Source organism: Streptomyces poriferorum (assembly GCF_019399235.1).
Taxonomy (GTDB): domain Bacteria; phylum Actinomycetota; class Actinomycetes; order Streptomycetales; family Streptomycetaceae; genus Streptomyces; species Streptomyces poriferorum.
In genome coordinates, this window is record NZ_JAELVH010000017.1 from 59,955 (window position 1) to 80,597 (window position 20,643).

Annotated in this window: 21 protein-coding genes; 10 read left to right on the forward strand and 11 right to left on the reverse strand. The window is 71.5% G+C overall.

The features are described 5' to 3' along the window. The first annotated feature begins 39 nt into the window (after window positions 1-39). On the forward strand, window positions 40-1,947 hold the full coding sequence (locus JGS39_RS05345) for a glycoside hydrolase family 20 protein (RefSeq protein WP_236062994.1): 1,908 nt from the start codon (window positions 40-42) through the stop codon (window positions 1,945-1,947). Window positions 1,948-1,998: 51 nt separating this feature from the next. On the opposite strand, the gene JGS39_RS05350 is transcribed toward JGS39_RS05345, so the two are convergent. The 9 genes from JGS39_RS05350 to JGS39_RS05390 all read right to left on the reverse strand — a co-directional run bounded on the left by JGS39_RS05350 (window position 1,999) and on the right by JGS39_RS05390 (window position 10,469). After that, complete coding sequence (locus JGS39_RS05350; protein WP_219567553.1) at window positions 1,999-2,730, reverse strand: D-Ala-D-Ala carboxypeptidase family metallohydrolase; 732 nt, start codon at window positions 2,728-2,730, stop codon at window positions 1,999-2,001. Between the two features lie 167 nt (window positions 2,731-2,897). Then, complete coding sequence (gene def, locus JGS39_RS05355) at window positions 2,898-3,536, reverse strand: peptide deformylase (RefSeq protein WP_219567554.1); 639 nt, start codon at window positions 3,534-3,536, stop codon at window positions 2,898-2,900. Between the two features lie 126 nt (window positions 3,537-3,662). After that, the gene (locus JGS39_RS05360; RefSeq protein WP_219567555.1) at window positions 3,663-4,655 is read right to left on the reverse strand and encodes a tetratricopeptide repeat protein; all 993 of its coding nucleotides are present in this window, start codon (window positions 4,653-4,655) and stop codon (window positions 3,663-3,665) included. A 90-nt stretch (window positions 4,656-4,745) separates the two neighbouring features. Beyond that, window positions 4,746-6,038: an HD domain-containing protein gene (locus tag JGS39_RS05365; protein ID WP_308120186.1), complete on the reverse strand. Its 1,293-nt coding sequence runs from the start codon at window positions 6,036-6,038 to the stop codon at window positions 4,746-4,748. After that, a complete protein-coding gene (locus tag JGS39_RS05370; protein WP_219567556.1) occupies window positions 6,035-7,456 on the reverse strand; it encodes an HD-GYP domain-containing protein in 1,422 nt (473 codons plus the stop codon). Before JGS39_RS05370 ends, JGS39_RS05365 begins: the two co-directional genes overlap by 4 nt. Window positions 7,457-7,628: 172 nt before the next feature. Continuing rightward, window positions 7,629-7,949: a mycothiol system anti-sigma-R factor gene (gene rsrA / locus JGS39_RS05375; protein ID WP_219567557.1), complete on the reverse strand. Its 321-nt coding sequence runs from the start codon at window positions 7,947-7,949 to the stop codon at window positions 7,629-7,631. Then, entirely contained in the window at window positions 7,946-8,602 is a 657-nt protein-coding gene (locus tag JGS39_RS05380; protein ID WP_018105559.1) for a sigma-70 family RNA polymerase sigma factor, read from the reverse strand. The genes rsrA and JGS39_RS05380 overlap by 4 nt, the downstream gene beginning before the upstream one ends. Window positions 8,603-8,886: 284 nt before the next feature. Beyond that, window positions 8,887-9,537: an alpha/beta hydrolase family protein gene (locus tag JGS39_RS05385; protein ID WP_219567558.1), complete on the reverse strand. Its 651-nt coding sequence runs from the start codon at window positions 9,535-9,537 to the stop codon at window positions 8,887-8,889. A 116-nt stretch (window positions 9,538-9,653) separates the two neighbouring features. Then, the gene (locus JGS39_RS05390) at window positions 9,654-10,469 is read right to left on the reverse strand and encodes an SOS response-associated peptidase (protein WP_219567559.1); all 816 of its coding nucleotides are present in this window, start codon (window positions 10,467-10,469) and stop codon (window positions 9,654-9,656) included. Between the two features lie 74 nt (window positions 10,470-10,543). Here JGS39_RS05390 and JGS39_RS05395 point away from each other — a divergent pair, with 74 nt between their 5' ends. The 4 genes from JGS39_RS05395 to JGS39_RS05410 all read left to right on the forward strand — a co-directional run bounded on the left by JGS39_RS05395 (window position 10,544) and on the right by JGS39_RS05410 (window position 14,255). Then, a complete protein-coding gene (locus tag JGS39_RS05395; RefSeq protein WP_219567560.1) occupies window positions 10,544-11,257 on the forward strand; it encodes a M50 family metallopeptidase in 714 nt (237 codons plus the stop codon). A gap of 52 nt (window positions 11,258-11,309) precedes the next feature. Continuing rightward, window positions 11,310-12,650: a 3-phosphoshikimate 1-carboxyvinyltransferase gene (gene aroA, locus JGS39_RS05400; protein ID WP_219567561.1), complete on the forward strand. Its 1,341-nt coding sequence runs from the start codon at window positions 11,310-11,312 to the stop codon at window positions 12,648-12,650. 3 nt (window positions 12,651-12,653) lie between these two features. After that, window positions 12,654-13,670 carry a ribosome small subunit-dependent GTPase A gene (gene rsgA, locus JGS39_RS05405; RefSeq protein ID WP_219567562.1) on the forward strand — a complete coding sequence of 339 codons (1,017 nt, stop codon included), beginning with the start codon at window positions 12,654-12,656 and terminating at the stop codon, window positions 13,668-13,670. Between the two features lie 261 nt (window positions 13,671-13,931). Continuing rightward, a complete protein-coding gene (locus JGS39_RS05410; protein ID WP_219567587.1) occupies window positions 13,932-14,255 on the forward strand; it encodes a DMT family transporter in 324 nt (107 codons plus the stop codon). Window positions 14,256-14,304: 49 nt separating this feature from the next. On the opposite strand, the gene JGS39_RS05415 is transcribed toward JGS39_RS05410, so the two are convergent. Beyond that, window positions 14,305-14,919, reverse strand: a complete 615-nt coding sequence (locus JGS39_RS05415) for a TetR/AcrR family transcriptional regulator (protein WP_219567563.1) — start codon at window positions 14,917-14,919, stop codon at window positions 14,305-14,307. A 153-nt stretch (window positions 14,920-15,072) separates the two neighbouring features. Here JGS39_RS05415 and hisN point away from each other — a divergent pair, with 153 nt between their 5' ends. Further along, window positions 15,073-15,873 (forward strand): histidinol-phosphatase, encoded by an 801-nt coding sequence (hisN, locus tag JGS39_RS05420; protein WP_148020630.1) that lies wholly within the window; start codon window positions 15,073-15,075, stop codon window positions 15,871-15,873. Between the two features lie 195 nt (window positions 15,874-16,068). Further along, the gene (locus JGS39_RS05425) at window positions 16,069-16,470 is read left to right on the forward strand and encodes a CBS domain-containing protein (protein WP_219567564.1); all 402 of its coding nucleotides are present in this window, start codon (window positions 16,069-16,071) and stop codon (window positions 16,468-16,470) included. A 63-nt stretch (window positions 16,471-16,533) separates the two neighbouring features. Here JGS39_RS05425 and JGS39_RS05430 read toward each other — a convergent pair whose 3' ends face one another. Further along, window positions 16,534-17,985, reverse strand: coding sequence for a catalase (locus JGS39_RS05430; protein ID WP_219567565.1), 1,452 nt, complete (start codon window positions 17,983-17,985; stop codon window positions 16,534-16,536). 178 nt (window positions 17,986-18,163) lie between these two features. Between JGS39_RS05430 and JGS39_RS05435 the strand changes: the two genes are divergently transcribed. The 3 genes from JGS39_RS05435 (at window position 18,164) to JGS39_RS05445 (ending at window position 20,606) form a co-directional block, all read left to right on the forward strand. After that, window positions 18,164-18,583: a Fur family transcriptional regulator gene (locus JGS39_RS05435; protein ID WP_219567566.1), complete on the forward strand. Its 420-nt coding sequence runs from the start codon at window positions 18,164-18,166 to the stop codon at window positions 18,581-18,583. A gap of 335 nt (window positions 18,584-18,918) precedes the next feature. Next, a complete protein-coding gene (locus JGS39_RS05440; RefSeq protein WP_219567567.1) occupies window positions 18,919-19,737 on the forward strand; it encodes an ABC transporter ATP-binding protein in 819 nt (272 codons plus the stop codon). Next, on the forward strand, window positions 19,734-20,606 hold the full coding sequence (locus JGS39_RS05445; RefSeq protein WP_219567568.1) for an ABC transporter permease: 873 nt from the start codon (window positions 19,734-19,736) through the stop codon (window positions 20,604-20,606). The genes JGS39_RS05440 and JGS39_RS05445 overlap by 4 nt, the downstream gene beginning before the upstream one ends. The last annotated feature ends 37 nt before the right edge of the window (window positions 20,607-20,643 follow it).

The window sequence follows — 20,643 nt, forward strand, 5'->3', positions numbered from 1 at the left end:
CCGCCCCGGCACGTCAGGGTCGGGCGCATGGACATCCGGATGGCTAAACGAAGGACCGTCGGGGCCGTGGTGGCCGCGCTCGCCGCCACTCTGCTGCCCCTGCAGAGCGCCTCGGCCGAGGACGGGGCGTCCGCCGCCGCGCCGCCGCCCGAGGTGCTGCCGTCACTGCGGCAGTGGCAGCCCGGCGAAGGGGAGTTCACCCTCACGGACCGGGCGAGGATCGTGCTGGACGGGGTGCGCGAGCAGCGCACGGCCGCCGATGCGGCGCGGTTCGCGGGCGAGCTGGCGGGGAAGGCCCCGGTCTCGCGGGGCAGGGCCCGCGCCGGTGACATCGTGCTGCGCCAGGACGCCTCCCTGAAGGGATCGCTGGGCGCGGAGGGCTACCGCCTCGACGTCGGCGACCGGCTCACGGTCACCGCCGCGACGTCGGCGGGCGTCTTCTACGGTTCGCGTACGGTGCTCCAGCTGCTGAACGACGACGGGCGGGCCGCGCGCGGTTCGGCGACCGACGTGCCCGCGTACCGCGAGCGCGGAGTCGGGGTGTGTGCCTGTTACATCAACGTCTCGCTGCCCTGGTTCGAGCGGCTGATGAAGGACATGGCCTCGCAGAAGCTGAACCAGCTCTGGATCGAGGCGAAGATCAGGAGCGACGTCGACCCCGAGTCGGCGTTCTGGGGCTACTACACGAAGCCGCAGGTACGGGCCCTGGTCGCGATGGCGAAGAAGTACCACATCGACCTCGTGCCGGAGATCAACTCCCCCGGCCACATGGACACCTACCTGGAGAACCACCCGGAGCTCCAGCTCAAGGACAAGGACGGCGTCGCCTCGCCGCCCCGGCTGGACATCTCACGGCCCGAGGCCCTGACGTACTACACCTCGATGGTCGACGAGGCCCTGGAGGTGTGGGACACCCGCACCTGGCACATGGGCGCCGACGAGTACATGATCGGCTCCTCGTACCCGAACTATCCGCAGCTGCAGACGGCCGCCGCCGCCAAGTTCGGCGCCTCGGCCACCCCCGACGATCTCTTCGCCGACTTCATCAACCAGGTCAACGCCCACGTGAAGGCCGACGGCCGGTCGCTGCGGATCTGGAACGACGGTCTGATGGGCCGCAACGGCGTCGTCCCCCTCGACCGTGACATCACCGTCGAGCACTGGCTGGGCGGCGGCGCCATCCAGCAGCCGTCCGCGCTGCTGGCCGAGGGCCGCCCGGTGATGAACTCCGCGTACGCGCTCTACCTGGTGCGCGGCGGCTACACGATGCAGACCCAGAAGCTGTACGAGAGCGACTGGACGCCCCTGCGCTTCGAGGGCCAGACACTGCCGGCCACGGCGGCGAACCTGACCGGCGCGAAGATCAGCCTGTGGCCGGACAGTGCGGCGGCCGAGACCGAGAACGAGGTCGAGGCGAAGGTCTTCATGCCGCTGCGCTTCATCGCGCAGGCCACCTGGGGCGGCCCGAAGCCGAGTGGGACGTATGCCGGTTTCGAGGCGCTGGCCCGTCGGATCGGGCACGCCCCGGGCTGGGAGAACACCGACCGCGCCCCGCTGGCCGACGGTACGTACCGCCTGAGCGCGGGCGCGGGGACGCTGGCGCCCGGCGCGGACGCCGGGGTGTCGCTGGCCCGGAACGCGAAGGCGGCCTGGACGCTGACGGCGACCGCGGACGGCTACTACACCGTGAAGTCCGCGGAGAGCGGCCTGTGCCTGGACGCGGCGCGCGGGAAGAAGTACCTGGGCGCTCCGCTGGAGGTGGGGGCCGAGCTGTCGCTCGGGACCTGCGCGGCGGGCGCGCGTACGCAGCGCTGGCAGCTCGACGCCGGAGCCGGCGCGCTGGTCCTGCGCAACGCCGTCTCGCAGCTCCGGCTGACGGAGCGGGCCACGGACGGTGCCGCGGTGCAGACGACGGGCGGGACGCGCCTGACGGCGAAGTCCGCCTGACCTCGGGAGCAGCTGTGGGGCCCGCCGGCGACGGCGGGCCCCACAGACATGTCAGATGCCGCAGTTGGGCGCCGACCAGTAGTGGCTCGGGCCCTGGTTCACGTGGACGTGGTCGTTGTGGTCCGGGTAGCCCGGGCCGAGGATCCCGTTGAACCCGTGGTTACGGGCCTGCTGGGCCAGGGTGCAGAAGGCGATCCCGCCCAGGTCGGCCGCGTCGCCGTACAGATGGCGGCTGTTGGACGCACCGCCGACCGCACTGTTGCAGGACGTGGAGCGGAAACCGCTGTTGACGGTGATGGGCCGGTCACCGAGCGCGTGGCGCAGCGCCTCCAGCTTCCACATGGTGCTCAGCGCGTTGGCCTTCGCGGTGCCCGCCGCGACGGCACCACCCGCCCAGGTGCTGTTGCAGTGGTTGAGCTCGGCGTACGTGAAGTGGGCGGGCGTGCAGTCGCTGTCCTGGAGCGCGTAGAGCTTGGACTGGGTGGCCGGGCCGGCGACGCCGTCGGCAGCCAGTCCGTAGGCGGCCTGGAAGCGCTTGACGGCGGCGGTGGTGGCGGGCCCGTAGGAGCCGTCGATGGCGAGTACGGAGTTGTATCCGGGGTATCCGGCCACCCGGATCTGGAGCTGGACGACATCGTTGCCGGTGGCGCCCGAGGACAGGGTGCGGGTCCAGGTGTAGCAGTCGTCGGCCTGTGCGGTACCGGCGGTCACGACCGCCCCGCCCAACGCGAATGCCATGGTCATGACAAGGCCGAGCAGGAGTCGTGCGGAACGTCTGAGCATGGGGGGGGGCTCCCTACCACGGTGAAGGTGTGGAGCGACAGCCTGTCGGACGAGTCGACGCGCGTCAACTATGCATGGAAGAAAGGCAGTTGACTTCCCCGAGACATGCCGGAGGCCCTGTCCCGGCGTACCGGAACAGGGCCCCGCACAGCTGCGCGCCGGCCGGATCAGTCGTTCGGGACGACCTCGTAGCGCGGGGTGTTCTCCGCCATCTGGCGCAGCGCGTCCTTGCGGTCGCGCTTGGAGAGGCGGTCGATGTACAGGTAGCCGTACAGGTGGTCCGTCTCGTGCTGGAGGCAGCGGGCGAAGTAGCCGTCGCCCCGCAGCTTGACCGGGTTGCCCCGGGCGTCCTGGCCGCGCACCACCGCGTAGTCCGGGCGGGCCAGCGAGGCGTACGCCGTCGGGACGGAGAGGCAGCCCTCGTTGGAGTCGTCCAGGACGCGCTCCTCGGGCGCCAGCTCGTCGAGCACCGGGTTGCAGATGGCGCCCGTGTGCCGGACCCCGTCGTCGTCCGGGCAGTCGTAGACGAAGACCTTGAGGTCGACCCCGATCTGGTTGGCGGCCAGGCCCACGCCCTCCGCCGTCCGCTGGCTGGCGAACATGTCGTCGATCAGCTGGGCCAGCTCGTCGTCGAACGCGGTGACGTCCTTGCACTCCTTGTGCAGGACCGGGTTGCCCACGACCGTGATCGGGCGCGAGGTGCCGCGCTCGCGGTGTGCCGCCTCACGCGCCTCGCAGTCCTCGGTGTCGATGAGGAACCCGTCCTCGTCGACGCTGATCTGCTCGTCCGTCTCCTGCTGCGCCATGTCCGCCGTACGCCTTCCTCACAACGTGAAACCCGGGATCCGCGGCTCGCGAGACCCGGGCGCCCGAGCACCGGAATCGGTGCGCGTACAGCCTACGGGCACCCGTCGGCCGACTTCTTCCGGACGTCAGCAGACTTCTTCGAGATCCCGCCACTCACGGCTGTCCGGGCTGTCCGCCACCCAGCCGTCGAGCAGCCCGCGCACGAGCCCCGCGGGCGCCGCGAGACCGCACTCGCGCTCGGGCACCCACAGTTCGCCGGCGGTGCGGTGGCCCAGCGGGCCGGGATGGCCCGGCTCGCTGTGGTCGTGCGGGTCGAGATGCTCGCCGTCGCCCTCGTCGCTCTCCATCCGGCTCTCCGAACAGGCCCGGCACAGCAACCGGACGGACGAGGACCAGTCCTCGGCGGCGAAACCCGCGTCGGACGCCAGTTGCTCCAGCGCGTCCCGGTCCGCCTCGGTGGCCGCTTCGAGGAGCACCACCCAGGTGGGGACGGGGGACGGGGCCCACAGCTCGATCTCGTCGAACACCGGGTAGGAGGGCCCGGCCGCGGTGATCCGCTCGCCGTGCGGCACCCCGTCGTGCAGGACGACCTCGCCCCAGCGCCGCCCGGACGACGGCAGCGGGATCGACAGGACCTCGATCCGTGCCGGATCCAGCCTGCGGCCCCAGACGACCTCGGCCTCGCCCTCCGGCGACAGCCGCACGGCCGCGCTGCCCAGCTCCATGCCGACCGGCTCGCTGCCCGCCGCCGGAGTCTGCTGCCCGCCGCCGGGCACCTTCAGCCCGTACGCCTGCCAGGCCCGGCGGGCCAGCGGCCAGTCCTGGAGCGCGGTGGCGGCGATCCCGACGTTCCACCAGTCGGGGGCGCCGGACTCCTTGTCGAGCAGCGCGACGGCCCGCAGGCCCGCGGCTCTCGCCTGTTCCCAGTCGTGCCGGAACTTGTGCAGCAGCGCCAGGTTGAACCATGACTCGGAGAGCCAGGGTTCCAGGTCCGCCGCACGCGTCAGCAACGCGCCCGCGTCCTCGTACCGGCCGTCGCCGATCAGCGTGAACGCGCGGTCCGTGGCCTGCCGCCAAGAGGCGGAGGGCCGATGCCGTACCTTCCCGAAGATCCTCACGATTCCCGCCTGTCCCGACTGGACACCCTCGTTTTCCGCTCTCTTCGCATCCAACCATGCCCGGCCGGACGCCCGCTCATTACCCATGGGTTACCCCGGCGGGACGGGGGTCAGACCGCCCCTGGCCAGAACCCTGGCGAGCGATTCCACCACCTGGGGCTGGTAATCACGGCCGGTTCCGAGCCTGAGCTGTTCCAGGGCACCGAGCGGCCCGCCGATCCCTTCCCCGCACAGGTCGTCGTATGCGTTGACCGCCCGGACGATCCTGGCGGACAGCGGCTGCTCGCGGTAGGGGTCCGCCTGCTGTTCCACGACGACGGCGACCTCGGTGTCCACCCCGGTCTGGCGGACCACGGCCCCGCCCAGCAGGGCGATCCGGCGCTGCTCGGCGGCAGGCAGGGAGGCCGTCGCCCCGTCCGGTACCGGGTCGACGAGCGAGAGCTGGCCGATGTCGTGCATCAGCGCCGCGTACTCGAGGACGGTGAGGTCGGGCCCGGAGAGGCCCATCTCGCGCCCGACAGCCGTGCACAGCACCGCCACCCTGCGGGCGTGACCGTGCGGGGTGTACCCGGCGATCTCGGTTGACCGGGCGAGCGAGGCGATGGTCTGCCGGTAGGTGGTGCGCACCGCGGCGAACCGGCGGAAGGACACCTGGGTGAGGAGCAGCGGTACGCACAGGACAGGCAGCGCCCACAGCCCGGCGACGGCGACCCCGAGCGCCATCACGGCACCGGTGGCACAGACCGCCGACCCGATGCCGCCCAGCGCCCGCAGCTCGTCGCGGAGCAGTGGCCCGTACGGGACGGGGGTCAGCCCGGCCGCCCGGAGGCTGCGGGGCAGCGTGCGGGCCCGCAGCAGCAGGGCGCCGAGCACGGCGTCGCACAGGGCGGTGAGGCCGAGCAGCACGAGGAGGAAGGCCGCGTAGTACGGGCCGTCACCGAACCAGTCCGCGGACCGGCCGGAGTTGTACAGCGGCTGGAAGCAGACGGCCGCGAAGGTGACGGTCAGGACGCGGCGGGCCACCTGGTCGGGGCCGGGCCCGCTGCCGCGCGCGACATGGGGCACGGAGGCGACGAGCTGCGCCGCGACGAGCACGGCGATCACCTGGAGCACCCCGTGACTGGTCGGCTCCCCTGCGCTGCTCCCGAGCAGGGCGTACGCGAGCGCCCCGGCCGCGCCGAGCGGCGCGGGCTCCCGTTCCCCCGGCTGGGCGCCCCAGCGGGCCAGCTCACCGATGGTGATGAGCAGGCCGAAGGCGAGGGCGTGGCCGGGTTCGTGGACGCCGTGCCACAGGGTGTGCGCCAGCCCGGCGGCGGCGAGCGCGAGGGCGGCGCCACGGACGGCCAGGACGACGTGCGGCAGCCGTACCCACCGCGGGCTCACCGGGGACGGTCCGGGGCGCCGCGACCGAGCCCGTCGGCCGGTCGGGGACGGACCGGCCCCCGGACGGACCCGGCGCCCACGCCCCCGGCCTCGTCCTGCCCCCGCGGCACCGGAACCCGCTCCTCGTCCGCCGTCGCGGCCCCCGACCACCCGTGCCGTTCCAGGCCCCGCGCCAGAGCCCGGACCATCTGCGGGTCGAACTGGGTGCCCGCACACCGCTTGAGTTCCTCCACGGCGACCGGAACCGGGCGCCCCGGCCGGTAGGAGCGGGTCGAGGTCATCGCGTCGAAGGCATCGGCGACGGCGACGACCCGGGCGAACTCGGGGATCCGGCGGCCGGTCAGCCCGTACGGGTAGCCGCTGCCGTCGAGCCGCTCGTGATGGTGCAGGATCGCGGCCCTGGCCTCGCCGAGGAAGCCGATGCCGCGGACGATCTCGTGGCCGTACTCCGGGTGCAGTTCGATCACCCGGCGTTCCTCCGGGGTCAGGGGCCCGTCCTTGCGCAGCACCCTCGTCGGCACCCCGAGCTTCCCCACGTCGTGCAGGATTCCGGCGAACCGGAGCACCTCGATGCGCTCCTGCGCCATGCCCAGCTCCTGCGCGATGAGCACGGACGCGCGCCCCACCCGCTCGCTGTGCCCCCGGGTGTAGGTGTCCTTGATGTCGACGGCCTGCACGAGGGCCCTGATCGTGGCGCGGTGCGCGGCGTGCTCACGGTGGTACTGGGCGAAGACCCAGCAGGAGATGTACATCGGCAGCAGGACGAAGAGCGCGGCCAGCGGCCCGTACGAGCTGTGCCACAGGATCGCCATCATCAGCCCGGCGAGACCGTGCACCAGGTGCGGCCCCAGCGATCGCGGCAGCAGCCCGCTCCAGGCGCGCCGCAGGGGCAGCTGTTCCGCCGCCGCGAGGATCGAGCCGTCCAGGGCGGTCAGGACGAGGCTGAAGACCAGCGCGGCGGTGCAGGCGGGCAGCAGGGCGTACGGCAGGTCGGGGAGCCGGTCCGGCCCCGGACCGCCGAGCGCGGCGGGGCCCCCGAGCAGGGTGTGCACCGACGAGGCCGCCCAGACGGTGACGGCCAGCTGGCCGGCCCGCCAGATCCGGCGGGCCGCGGCGGGCGGCTTCTCCACCCGCCCGACGAGCGAGCCCGGGATCGCGACCAGTGCGGCGGCCGGGGGCGGCAGCAGGAAGGCCGCGGCGAGCAGCAGGGGAAAGAACGATCCGGCGCTGATGGGCACGGAACTGCCGAAGAAGGGGCAGCGGCCGGGCAGTTCACAGACGAGGTAGAGCCCGGTGAGCAGTCCGAGGGTGGTCCAGGGGGTGCCCGCGCCGGGACGCAGCGCGGGCAGGACGCACAGGGCGGCGCCGAGCGCGACGGCCAGGATGTACGCCCGCGCCGCGCCACGTGTGGCTCTCACCCGTTCCGCCCGCCCCCAGGTCGCGTCCGCGAAGTCTCGCCCGGTCCGCCCCGTGGGCGGACGACGATACTTTTCGGACACCCCCCAGCATCGCCAATGGAGGCGTCAGGCTAGCGAGTTGGGCGCCCCGGCAGAGTGCCGACGGCTGCGATTAGCACGTTCGGGTGATGCGTCATTCGTTGGCGGCGGCCGGCAGCTCGGTGTCGGAGACCGTGACGTCCTGTTCCGGTACCGCCTGCCCGGACCGGATCAGGTCGATCCGGCCCATCACCTTCGAGCGCAGGTCGGCCGGGACGTCGTCCTGACCGCAGCAGCGCTTGACCAGCTTCTTCACGGCCTGCTCCAGGCCGTACTTCTCCAGGCACGGGGAGCACTCGCCGAAGTGCACCTCGAACTTGTTGCAGTCGCTGTCGGGCATCTCCCGGTCGAGGAACTCGTAGAGGTGATCGAGGACCTCAGCGCACTCCGTCTCGTGCGGCTCTCCGCAGCTCATGAGCCCGAGCCTTTCCGATCGTCCGACTCACCGGCGCCCGCCGGGACGAGCCCGCGGTCACGGGCGTAGTCCTCCAGCATGCCGCGCAGTTGACGGCGGCCCCGGTGCAGCCGGGACATCACCGTACCGATGGGAGTCCCCATGATGTCCGCGATCTCCTTGTAGGCAAAGCCCTCTACATCGGCGAGATAGACGGCGATGCGGAACTCTTCGGGGATGGCCTGCAGCGCAGACTTCACATCGGAGTCGGGCAGGTGGTCAAGAGCCTGGGACTCGGCGGAGCGCAGACCGGTCGACATGTGCGACTCGGCACGAGCCAGCTGCCAGTCCTCGATCTCTTCGGCCGCACTGCGCTGGGGTTCGCGCTGCTTCTTGCGGTACGAGTTGATGAACGTGTTTGTGAGGATGCGGTACATCCACGCCTTGAGGTTGGTGCCCTCACGGAACTGGTGGAAGGAGCCGTACGCCTTGGCATACGTCTCCTGGACCAGGTCCTCGGCGTCCGCGGGGTTGCGCGTCATGCGCAGCGCGGCCGAGTACATCTGGTCGAGGAAACCGAGGGCATCGCGTTCGAAGCGCGCGTTGCGCTCGGCGGTCGTCTCCTGCGGGCGGCCGTCGTCGGTCCCTGTGTCGGTCCCAGTGACCGGACCCACCTCCTCCAACGCTGTGGCGGAGCCGAAACCGGACCCGCTCGAATCGGAGAATAGTCGACCTTGGTCCGACGCGGGCTGTCGATCCGATCCGTTCAGTGCCCGCTCGGGAGTGGTCTTGGCCGCATGCAGCACCGTCCACTCCAGGTCAGCGGCGTTCGAGCGACGCGGGCAGATGGTCGAACCCATGCGACGGACTCCCTCTCCACATACGACGTTGGTGTACCGACGTCCCGAACAACAGCGGCCCCCCGTTCAACATTCCCGGGTCCGGGACCGGCCCCGGATCACTCGATTCCGGCCAGCCAGCCGGTCACGGACGTGGTGAGGATCTCCATCGCCTGAGCCTCGGTCAGCCCGGATCGCCTGGGGACGGCGAAGCCGTGGTCCCCGTGCGGCACCTCGGCCATCCGGTACTCCCCCGGCGGGAATTCGGCGGGCTTGCCGAACGGGTCGTTGCCGCCTTGGACGACGAGCGTGGGGACGCCGGCGCCCAGGAGCTCGTCGGCGCGGGACTTCTCCGGGCGGCCCGGAGGGTGCAGCGGGAAGCTGAGCGCGAGGACCGCCCGGGCGCCGAGCCCCGCCGCGGTCCGGCAGGCGACCCTGGCCCCGGCGCTGCGCCCTCCTGCGACGACCGGGAGCCCCGGGGCCGCCAGCACCGGCCACAGGCCGCGCCAGCCGGTGTCCAGGGTCTTCGGGGCGGGAGCGAGCTTCTTCCCGGCGACCCGCCAGGGCTGCTCCACCAGAGCGACGCTCACCTCGTGAGCGGGCAGCGCGGCAGCGAGGGCCTTGAGGTCCCGGGCTTCGATGCCGCCGCCCGCGCCGTGTCCGAGCGCGAGCAGGAGGCGGGGGCGTGCCGCGGGCACCCAGGTGATCCGGGCCCGGCCGGCGTCGGTGTCGACCGTTTCGGTGCGGGGGTCTGTCTCGGTGGCGTTCACACCCCCATCCAACCAACCCGCGGCGGGCCGCCCGGACTCCGGCGCGTCACCCGCTCGTCCGCTCGTCCGCTTGTCCCCTTGCCCTCATCCGCTCGTCCGCTCGTCCGCTCGTCCGCTCAGAAGAGCGTGCTCACCTCGGGCGCCGCCAGCTCGTCGAGCAGTTCGGGGCCGTTGTTGCGGACGTTGCTGACGGCGGTGGCCACCGGATAGGCCCGCATGAGCCCGCCGGGCGGGGGCGCGAGCAGCCCGCGCAGCTCCTCGACATCCGTACGGGAGGGGTCCAGCCAGTCGTCCCAGCGGTCCGGGGTCAGCATCAGCGGCATCCGGGGGTGGATGTCGGCGAGCGCGGACGGGCCCTCGGCGGGCGCGACGGCCAGCGGGGCCGTCTCCGCCTCGGTCGTGATCACCGAGCAGGTCACCCACCAGGCCTGGGGATGGTCGTCCGGCAGGGTCCGGTCGCGCCAGAACTCGTAGAGACCGGCCATGGCGAAGACCGATCCGTCGGCGGGCGTCACGAAGTACGGCTGCTTGCGGGGCCGCTTCTTCCGGCCCTTCTCCTCCAGCTGCCGCTCCTCGCTGCCGGTCACCCACTCGTAATAGCCGTCCGCGGGCAGGATGCAGCGCCGGGAGACGAAGGGGCGGCGGAACGACGGCTTCTCGTGGACCGTCTCGGCGCGGGCGTTGATCATCCGGGCGCCGCCCTCCGGGGATTTGGCCCAGGAAGGCACGAGCCCCCACTTCAGGGCGCGCAGCTGGCGAACCGGACGCTGGTCGTCGGCGTCCTTCACAGGACGTTCCAGTACGGCGTAGACCTCCTTGGTCGGCGCCACGTTGTAATCGGGTTCCAGCGTCTCGGCCGGTTCCCACTTCTCCACCTGGAAGAGTCCGGTCAGATCCTCGGGCCGCCGACTCGCTGCATACCGTCCGCACATAGGTGCCAGACTGCCACGACCGTCATCCCGACCGGACACCGATGACGCCAATACCGCAAGGAGCCGCCCAGACCATGGACAGCACCGATCTCGGCAATCTGTGGGACCGCGTCTTCGGCACCCAGCCCGCCCCCGAGCAGTGGCTGGTGGTGGTGACCGCCACGGCCGCGCTCATCGCCGTCGTACCGAACTTCATATGGCGGCTGTCACGCAACGCGATCACCATCGCCCACGAGGGCGGCCACGGGCTGATCGCCCTGGTCACCGGCCGGCAGCTCTCGGGCATCCGGCTGCACTCGGACACCAGCGGGCTGACGGTGAGCCGGGGCAAGCCGACCGGGATCGGCATGGTCCTGACCGCCGCAGCGGGTTACACCGCACCGCCGCTGCTGGGTCTGGGCGGTGCCTGGCTGCTGGTGAACGGCCGGATCACGCTGCTGCTGTGGCTGGCCACAGCCCTGCTCGCGGTGATGCTGGTCATGATCCGCAATGTGTACGGGGCGCTGACGGTCATCCTCACCGGATCGCTCTTCCTGCTGATGTCATGGCTGGCCTCGCCCGCCTGGCAGTCCCTGTTCGCGTACAGCGCGGTGTGGTTCCTGCTGCTGGGCGGCGTGCGTCCGGCGTTCGAGCTGCAGTCCAAGCGGCGGCACGGCGGGGCACCGGACTCGGACGCGGACCAGTTGTCCCGGCTGACGGACGTGCCGGCCGCGCTGTGGCTGTTCCTGTTCCACGCGGTGTCGCTCTGCTCTCTCATCGGCGGCGGCCGCTGGCTGCTGGGGCTGTGAGCCCTGCCCCGCGCCGCCGCGCCCCGTTTGCCCGACGCTCTAAAGTGACCTCATGACCGAAAGTGCCGTGCACCCCGCCCTCTGGCCCGCCCCTCACGCGAGCGGAGCCGTCGACGCCACCGTCACGGTGCCCGGATCGAAGTCGGTCACCAACCGCGCGCTGGTGCTCGCCGCGCTCTCCTCGGAGCCCGGGTGGCTGCGCCGCCCGCTGCGCTCCCGCGACACCCTGCTGATGGCCGAGGCGCTGCGCGCGATGGGGGTCGGCATCGAGGAGACGGTGTCCTCCAGCTCGTCCGTCGCCGGTGGCCCGGACGGTTCGGGCGAGGCCTGGCGGGTCATCCCGGCCGGTCTGCACGGCCCGGTCACCGTCGATGTCGGCAACGCCGGTACGGTCATGCGCTTCCTGCCCCCCGTGGCGACCCTGGCCAACGGGCCGGTCCGTTTCGACGGCGACCCCCGTTCCTACGAGCGCCCGCTGACGGGCGTGATCGACGCCCTGCGCGTGCTCGGCGCCCGGATCGACGACGACGGCCGCGGCTCCCTGCCGATGACCGTGCACGGCGGCGGCGCGCTCGACGGCGGCCCGGTGGCGATCGACGCCTCCTCGTCCTCCCAGTTCGTCTCGGCGCTGCTGCTGTCGGCGCCGCGTTTCAACCAGGGCGTGGAGGTACGTCACACCGGCGCCCTGCTGCCCTCGATGCCGCACATCCGGATGACCGTCGACATGCTGCGGGCCGTCGGCGCCCAGGTGGACGAGCCGGAGACGGGCGGCGAGCCGAACGTCTGGCGGGTCTCCCCCTCGGCACTGCTGGGCCGCGACCTGACCGTGGAGCCCGACCTGTCCAACGCCCAGCCGTTCCTGGCCGCGGCCCTGGTCACCGGTGGCCGGGTCACCGTTCCGGACTGGCCGCTGCGCACCACGCAGCCCGGTGACGCGCTGCGCGAGATCTTCACCGCGATGGGCGGCAGCTGCGAACTGACCGAGCACGGGCTGACCTTCACCGGCTCGGGCCGGATCCACGGCATCGACGTCGACCTCGGCGAGGTCGGCGAGCTGACCCCGGGCATCGCGGCCGTCGCGGCCCTGGCCGACTCCCCCTCCACCCTGAGCGGCGTCGCCCACCTGCGGCTGCACGAGACGGACCGGCTGGCCGCGCTCACCAAGGAGATCAACGAGCTGGGCGGCGACGTCACCGAGACCGCCGACGGCCTCCACATCCGGCCCCGGCCGCTGCACGGCGGTACCTTCCATACGTACGACGACCACCGCATGGCCACCGCGGGGTCGATCATCGGCCTTGCCGTCCCCGGAGTGGAGATCGAGAACGTGGCGACTACCGCCAAGACCCTGCCCGACTTCCCGCAGATGTGGACCGGAATGCTCGGGGCCTGAGACATGCGCCGCTACGGCAAGAACCCCGACGAGGACGACATCCGGGTCCGCCCCAACCGCAAGGGCAACCGGCCTCGTACGCACATCCGGCCCAAGCACGAGGACGCCGAGGAGGGCATGGTCCTCACCGTGGACCGCGGCCGCCTCACCTGTCTCGTCGAGGGCCGCACGGTCGTCGCGATGAAGGCCCGTGAGCTGGGCCGCAAGGCCGCGGTGGTGGGCGACACCGTCTCCATCGTCGGCGACCTGTCCGGTGAGAAGGACACCCTCGCCCGGATCGTCCGGATCGGTGAGCGCCGGACGGTGCTGCGCCGGACGGCGGACGACGACGACCCGTTCGAGCGGGTCGTGGTGGCCAACGCGGACCAGCTGGCGATCGTCACCGCGCTGGCTGATCCGGAACCCCGCCCGCGCATGATCGACCGCTGCCTGGTCGCCGCGTACGACGGCGGGCTCTCCCCCCTCCTGGTGCTGACCAAGTCCGATCTGGCCTCCCCGGACAAGCTGCTGGAGGCGTACACCCCGCTGGGGGTCCCGTTCATCGTCACCAGCCGTGAGGAACTGGAGAACGGCGATGCGGCCGACCGGGTCCGCGAGCAGCTGCACGACCGGGTGACCGCCTTCGTCGGGCACTCAGGCGTCGGAAAGACCACGCTGGTCAACGCGCTGGTGCCGAAGGACAGACGGCGTACGACCGGGATCGTCAACGCGGTCACCGGGCGAGGTCGCCACACCACCACCTCGGCGCTGGCGCTCCCGCTGCCGGACTACCGGGGCTGGGTGATCGACACCCCCGGTGTCCGCTCCTTCGGGCTGCACCACATCGACCCGTCCCGCGTCATCAACGCCTTCCCCGACCTTCAGCCCGGCACCGAGGAGTGCCCGCGCGGCTGCACCCACGACAGCCAGCAACCGGAATGCGCGCTGGATGCCTGGGTGAAGGCGGGGCACGCCGATCCGGCACGGCTGGACTCGCTGCGCCGGCTGCTGTCCACCCGGGAGCGGCGCGAAGGCGACTGACCCGGTCCGCCGGAGGCTGCGCGAGAGGTGCCTGGCCCGGGACCGACGCGAAGGCCACCGGCCCCGCCTGACGTTAAGGCGCCTGGCCCGGGACCGACGCGAAGGCCACGGGCCGGGTACTGACGTGAAGGCGACCGGCCCGGTACCGACGCGAAGGCGACCGGCCCCGCCACGTTTGCGATCACCCGCCATTGGTAAGTGCATAATCACAATCACACCCAGCGGTACAGGGCGGTCACCTACGCGGGAGGGGCACTGACGATGGCGTGGCTGCTGGTCGTGGTCGCGGGACTTCTGGAGACCGGCTTCGCGGTCTGCCTCAAGCTGTCGCACGGCTTCACCCGGCTCTGGCCGACCATCGCCTTCTGCATCTTCGCCCTCGGCAGTTTCGGGCTGCTGACCATGTCGCTGAAGAAGCTCGACGTCGGGCCCGCCTACGCGGTGTGGACCGGCATCGGGGCCGCGGGCACCGCGATCTACGGCATGGTCTTCCTGGACGACGTCGTGTCCACGCTCAAGCTGATCTCGATCTCGCTGGTGATCCTCGGCGTGATCGGCCTTCAGCTGTCCGGCTCCTCGCACTGACGGGCGCGGTCGGCATCGGCCCGAGGCCCACCGTGCCGCGCCGCCCCGGTCAGGCGGCCGCGTCCGGCAGCCGTTCCACGACGTCCCGCACCAGCTGCACCCCGTCTCCCGCACCGCCCCCGGGCACCAGCGCGTAGGACAGGGCGAGCCGCAGCGCGAGTTCGCAGGTCGTGGCCAGGGCAGCCGGGTCGTGCGGCGGGCGTCCCTCGTCCAGTGCGGCCACCGCCCGGTCCCTGACCTGTCCGAGGAGTTCGGCGGGGGTCGGTGGTCCGGCGTCGGCCCTGCGCTGGGCGGGCACGGCGGAGGCAGGGCGGCACGGCGCGGCGACGGGGTGGGGTAACCGCTCGCCCCAGCAGCCCGTGAGCAGCCCCCTGACCAGGGCGTTCGCCCGTGTGGCGCGGACCGTCCAGGCGGCGGTGGCGGCGAGTCTCTCGCCCGGGCCGCCGGCGGATCCCAGGGCCCGTTCGACGCCGGCGAGATAGCTGTCGGCGGCGCGCCGGACCAGGGCCCGGGCCAGTCCGTCCTTGCTGCCGAACTCGTTGTAGAGCGTCTGCCGGGACACCCCGGCGGCCGCGGCAACGTCGACCATCCGCACGGTGGGCCAAGGCCGTGCGGAGAGCGCCGCGTGGGCGGCGTCCAGCAGTGCTTCCCGCGCTGTCGGCATAGTCGCCTCCCACGCCAGGGCGGTGTCCGGCGCTCCGGACCGGGCCCAGGGGCTCTGCGTTTCAGAGTTGAGGCGCTCCCCGGCACTGTCAAGGCTTCACGCAGCCTCCGGGGCCCTGTGGCTCCGTTCACCCGCGGTGGATACTGTGACGGCATGCCCGATTACCACGATGATCTGCGCCTCGCCCACGTGCTGGCGGACGCCGCCGACGCGACGACGATGGACCGGTTCAAGGCTCTGGACCTCAAGGTCGAGACCAAGCCGGACATGACGCCGGTGAGCGAGGCCGACAAGGCCGCCGAGGAGCTGATCCGCGGCCACCTCCATCGGGCACGGCCGCGCGACGCGATCCTTGGCGAGGAGTACGGGATCGAGGGGACGGGTCCGCGCCGCTGGGTGATCGACCCGATCGACGGCACCAAGAACTACGTGCGCGGCGTACCGGTCTGGGCGACGCTGATCTCCCTGATGGAGGCCGGCGAGGACGGCTTCCAGCCGGTGGTCGGCGTGGTGTCGGCACCGGCGCTGCAGCGGCGGTGGTGGGCGGCGAAAGGCGCGGGTGCGTTCTCCGGCCGCAGCCTGACCTCCGCGACCAGGCTCAATGTCTCGAAGGTGGAGCGCATCGCGGACGCCTCGTTCGCGTACTCCTCGCTGACCGGCTGGGAGGAGCAGGGCCGGCTCGACGGTTTCATGGACCTGACCAGGGCCTGCTGGCGAACCCGTGGGTACGGCGACTTCTGGCCGTACATGATGGTCGCCGAGGGTTCGGTCGACATCTGCGCGGAGCCGGAGCTCTCGCTCTGGGACATGGCCGCGAACGCGATCATCGTCCAGGAGGCGGGCGGCCGGTTCACCAGCCTGGACGGAGTCAGCGGACCGGGCGGCGGGAATGCCGCGGCCTCGAACGGGACGCTCCACCACGAGCTTCTGGGTTACCTGAACCAGCGCTACTGACGCGCCGCACCGGGCCGCACGGGCCTGAGCAGCGAACGGAACCGACGAGGGGCGTGCCGCACCACCGCACGCCCCTCGAACGATCTTCGCTCCCCCTTGTTGCCGCCTCATATCGGTGCAACTCTGAGAGTCCCCCCACTTGTGAACTTGTGAATCGGCTCACAGAGTCGCTTCACGAAGGAGGTGGCTCCCTTCATGCTCGTCCGTGACGCCATGAGCACGATGGTCCTGACCATCGGCCCGACCCACACCCTCCGCCAGGCCGCCCGGTTGATGTCGGCGCGCCGGATCGGAGCAGCCGTCGTCCACGACCCGGACACCTGCGGGCTCGGCATCATCACCGAGCGCGACATCCTCAACGCGGTGGGATCGGGGCAGGACCCCGACACGGAGACCGCCTCCACCCACACGACGACCGATGTCGTCTTCGCCGCACCCACCTGGACCCTGGAGGAGGCGGCCGAGGCCATGACGCACGGGGGCTTCCGTCATCTGATCGTGCTGGACGACGACGGACCGGTCGGCATCGTCTCGGTGCGCGACATCATCCGCTGCTGGACACCGGCCAGACGCAATCCGGTGGAGCTGGTCGGCTGAGGGCCCGGACGCACGACCGGCCGGCACCCGTGCAGGGAACCGGCCGGTCTCGCGCCAGAAGGACTATGCGCGCAGCGCCTGGACGGCGGCGTCCAGGCGCTTGCCGAAGTCCCCGTCCGCCTGGCGGAAGTTGTTGATCGCGCGCTCGGCGATGTCATCGCGCGAGACCTTCGCGATGAACCCGGCGAGGTTGTCGATCAGTCGGCTCTTCTCGTCCTCGGAGTAGAGCCGGTAGAGGTTCCCGGCCTGTACGAAGTCGTTGTCCTCGGCGTGGCTCGGCGCCTCGTGGGTGCCGGTGCCGCCCGCGACCTGGGTGGGCTCCCACAGGGGGCGGTCGGTCTGGGCCGGGCCGCCGAAGCTGTTCGGCTCGTAGTTCTTCGTACCCTTGTGGCGGCCGTCGTACAGGTACCCGTCACGGCTGTTGGTCCGCGCCTCGGTGGCGTGCGGGCGGTTGACCGGCAGGTGGTCGGCGTTGATGCCGACGCGGTAGCGGTGCGCGTCGCCGTACGCGAAGAGGCGGCCCTGGAGCATCTTGTCCGGGGACGGACCGATGCCGGGCACGAAGTGGGCGGGACTGAAGATCGACTGCTCGGTCTCGGCGAAGATGTTCTCCGGGTTCCGGTTGAGCTCCAGCTTGCCGATCTCGACCGGCGGGTAGTCCGCGTGCGGCCACACCTTGGTGAGGTCGAACGGGTTGAAGCGGTACGTCGCCGCCTCGGCCGCCGGCATGATCTGGACCTGCACGGTCCAGGACGGGAACTCGCCGCGCTCGATGGACTCGCGCAGATCGCGCTGGTGGCTGTCCGGGTCCATGCCGGAGATCTGATTGGCCTCGTCGGTGGTGAGGTTCTTGATGCCCTGGTCGGTCTTGAAGTGGTACTTGACCCAGAAGACCTCTCCGGCCTCGTTGTTCCACTGGTAGGTGTGCGATCCGTACCCGTTCATGTGGCGCAGCGTGGCCGGTATCCCCCGGTCACCGAAGAGCCAGGTCACCTGGTGGGTGGACTCGGGCGACAGACCCCAGAAGTCCCAGACGTTGTCCGCCTCCTGCGAGCCGGTGTACGGGTCGCGCTTCTGGGTGTGGATGAAGTCGGGGAACTTGATGGCGTCCTTGATGAAGAACACCGGGGTGTTGTTGCCGACGAGGTCGTAGTTGCCGTCCTCGGTGTAGAACTTCAGCGCGAAACCGCGCGGGTCCCGAACCGCGTCGGCGGAGCCGAGGTTGCCCGCGACGGTGGAGAAGCGCAGGAAGGTCTCGGTCTGCTTGCCGACCTCGGAGAGGAACTTCGCCCGCGTCCACTGCGAGACGTCGCGGGTGAGCGTGAACGTGCCGTACGCACCGGCGCCGCGGGCGTGCACGACGCGCTCCGGGATGCGCTCACGGTTGAAGTGCGCGAGCTTCTCCATCAGCACCTGGTCCTGCACCAGCACCGGTCCGCCGACGCCCGCGGTCTGGCTGTTCTGGTTGTCGGCGACCGGTGCGCCGGCCTCCGTGGTGAGCGGTCCCTGTGTCACGTGCGCCTCCTGCGTCGTTCCTGCGTATACGCCACACGCCGTCGTGCCGTCGTGGCGAGCACAGCCTGTCCCTGGCCTATCTCGTATCTGATCCTACAATGGACTAAGTCCAAGTCAATGCGGCATCCAAATTCACACCCGTTCAGGACCAGGCGCCCGCCACTGCTAGGCTTGCGCCATGAGTGACCTGCTGGAACGACTCCGTGGACGCGGCTGGCGCATGACCGCACAACGGCGCGTCGTGGCCGAGGTCCTCGACGGGGACCACGTGCACCTGACGGCCGACGAGGTCCACGCGCGGGCCGTCGCCCGACTGCCCGAGATCTCCCGCGCCACCGTCTACAACACCCTGGGCGAGATGGTGACCCTCGGCGAGGTCATCGAGGTCTCCACCGACCGCCGGGCGAAGCGTTACGACCCGAACGCGCACCGCCCCCACCACCACCTGGTCTGCGCGAAATGCGGCGCCATCCGTGATGTGCACCCGGCGGGCGACCCGCTCGCGGACCTGCCGGCCGGCGAGCGCTTCGGTTTCATGATCTCCGGCGTCGAGATGACGTACCGCGGCATCTGCCCGAACTGCGCCGCGGCCGCCTGACCCGGCCGACTCCCCCTCCACCCCTACTGGGCCTTCCGGTGGGGGCGCTTCCGGCGTGCCCGGGCCACCGCCCGCGGCGTGGCCGGCCACGGCACGGCGTGACCGGCCGGTCGGTCGGTCCGAGTCCGCCGAGCTCCCGGCAGGGCGCGCCCGAGCCGGCAGCGGAGCAGTCGGCGACCGCTCCGCCGCGCCGCCCCGAACAGCACCGGCGCGGCCGGCCACCCCTCTGTCATCGCGCACCCCCTTCCCCAATCTGACGGGTCGTCATATCGTCATCGGCGATCACAGCCGCCCCCGCGACGGCTGTGCACCTCGATGTGCACGAGGAGACACCCGTGGGAGACCCGCACCCGAACCCACCCCAGGCAACCGCGCCATCCGTCACCGCGCCCAAGCTCCGGGCCCACGCCCTGTCCCGTTCCTTCGGGCGCGGCACCCGGGCCCTGGCCGCTCTCGGCCCCGTCGATCTCGACATCGCACCGGGCGAGTTCACCTGCATCGTCGGACCGTCCGGCTGCGGCAAGTCCACCCTGCTGAGGATCGCGGCCGGACTCCTGCGGCCCACCGCCGGTGAGCTGTCCATCCGTACGGCATCGCCCCGCCCGGCAGCGATGATCTTCCAGGACTACGGGATCCATGACTGGAAGACCGTCCTGGCCAACGTCCGTTTCGGCCTCGACATCCAGCGTGTACCCCGCCGCGAGGCCGATGCCAGAGCGCGCGACTGGCTGGTCCGGCTGGGTCTCGCCGATTTCGCCGGCGCCTATCCCGCCGAGCTCTCCGGCGGGATGCGCCAGCGCGTGGCCATCGCCCGCGCGCTCGCCGTCGAGCCCGAGATCCTGCTGATGGACGAGCCGTTCGCCGCTCTCGACGCCCAGTTGCGCACGATCATGCAGGACGAACTGCTGGACCTCACCCAGACCACACGCACCACCACCCTGTTCATCACCCACAGCCTGGAGGAAGCGATCGTGCTCGGCGACCGGGTCCTCGTGATGTCCGCCAGACCGGGCCGGATCATCGCCGAACACCGTCCCCCGTTCGCCCGGCCGCGCACCGGCGACATCCGCTCGACCCCCGAGTTCACCGCGCTGAAGAGCGAGTTGTGGGAACTGCTGCGCGGCGAAGTACGCGGAGAGGCGGCGCGGGCATGAGCACGGTCCTGAAGTCGACGACCACCTCCGGGGAACAGCTCCTGGTCCGCAGGCCAGGTCCGCAGGAACTGCATCCCGTACGCACCCACCGCAGGCGCCGCACGCTGGAGATCGCGCTCGCCGTCGCCGTACCGCTGCTTCTGGTCCTGCTCTGGCAACTGGCCGCCGCCAGGTCCTGGATCGACGACCGCGTCTACCCCGCGCCCTCGACCATCCTCGCGGACGGCTGGGACCGGGCGGCCGACGGCGAGCTGTGGCCGGACGTCCGGGCCACGCTCAAGCGGGTCCTCGGCGGCTACGCGATCGGCACGGTCGCGGGCTACGCCCTCGGCCTGCTGATGGGTTCGCTCGCGCTCGTCCGGGCCGCGCTGGAACCGCTGCTCGACGCCCTCTACGTCGTGCCGAAACTGGCGCTGCTGCCGGTGTTCCTCAATATGTTCGGCCTCGGCGAGGGGCCGCAGATCGCCCTGGTCGCCGCCACCGTCTTCTTCTTCGTCTGGATCTCGACGATGGCAGCCGTGCTCGCCGTCCCGTCCGGACACCGCGACGCGGGGCAGGTGTTCGGGGCCTCGCCCTGGCAGATGTTCCGGCACATCCTGCTGCCCGCCTCACTCCCCGCCGTTCTGGTCGGTGCGCGGATCGCGGCGGGGGTGGCCGTCCTGGTCATCGTCGCGTCGGAGCAGATCGCGGCGGCCGACGGGCTCGGGCACCTGATCTTCGACTCCCGCGCCCTGTTCCAGAACGACGTGATGTTCGTCGGCATCGTCTGCGTGGCGGTGCTCGGCGTCATCTTCTCCGAAGTGGTGCGGATCGCGGGCCGGCTGCTCACCCCGTGGGCCCCGCGCGACCGCGGCCGCAGTCAGTCGTGAACGGTTCCACCCGCTCCCCGTACGGAGGCACTGTGCG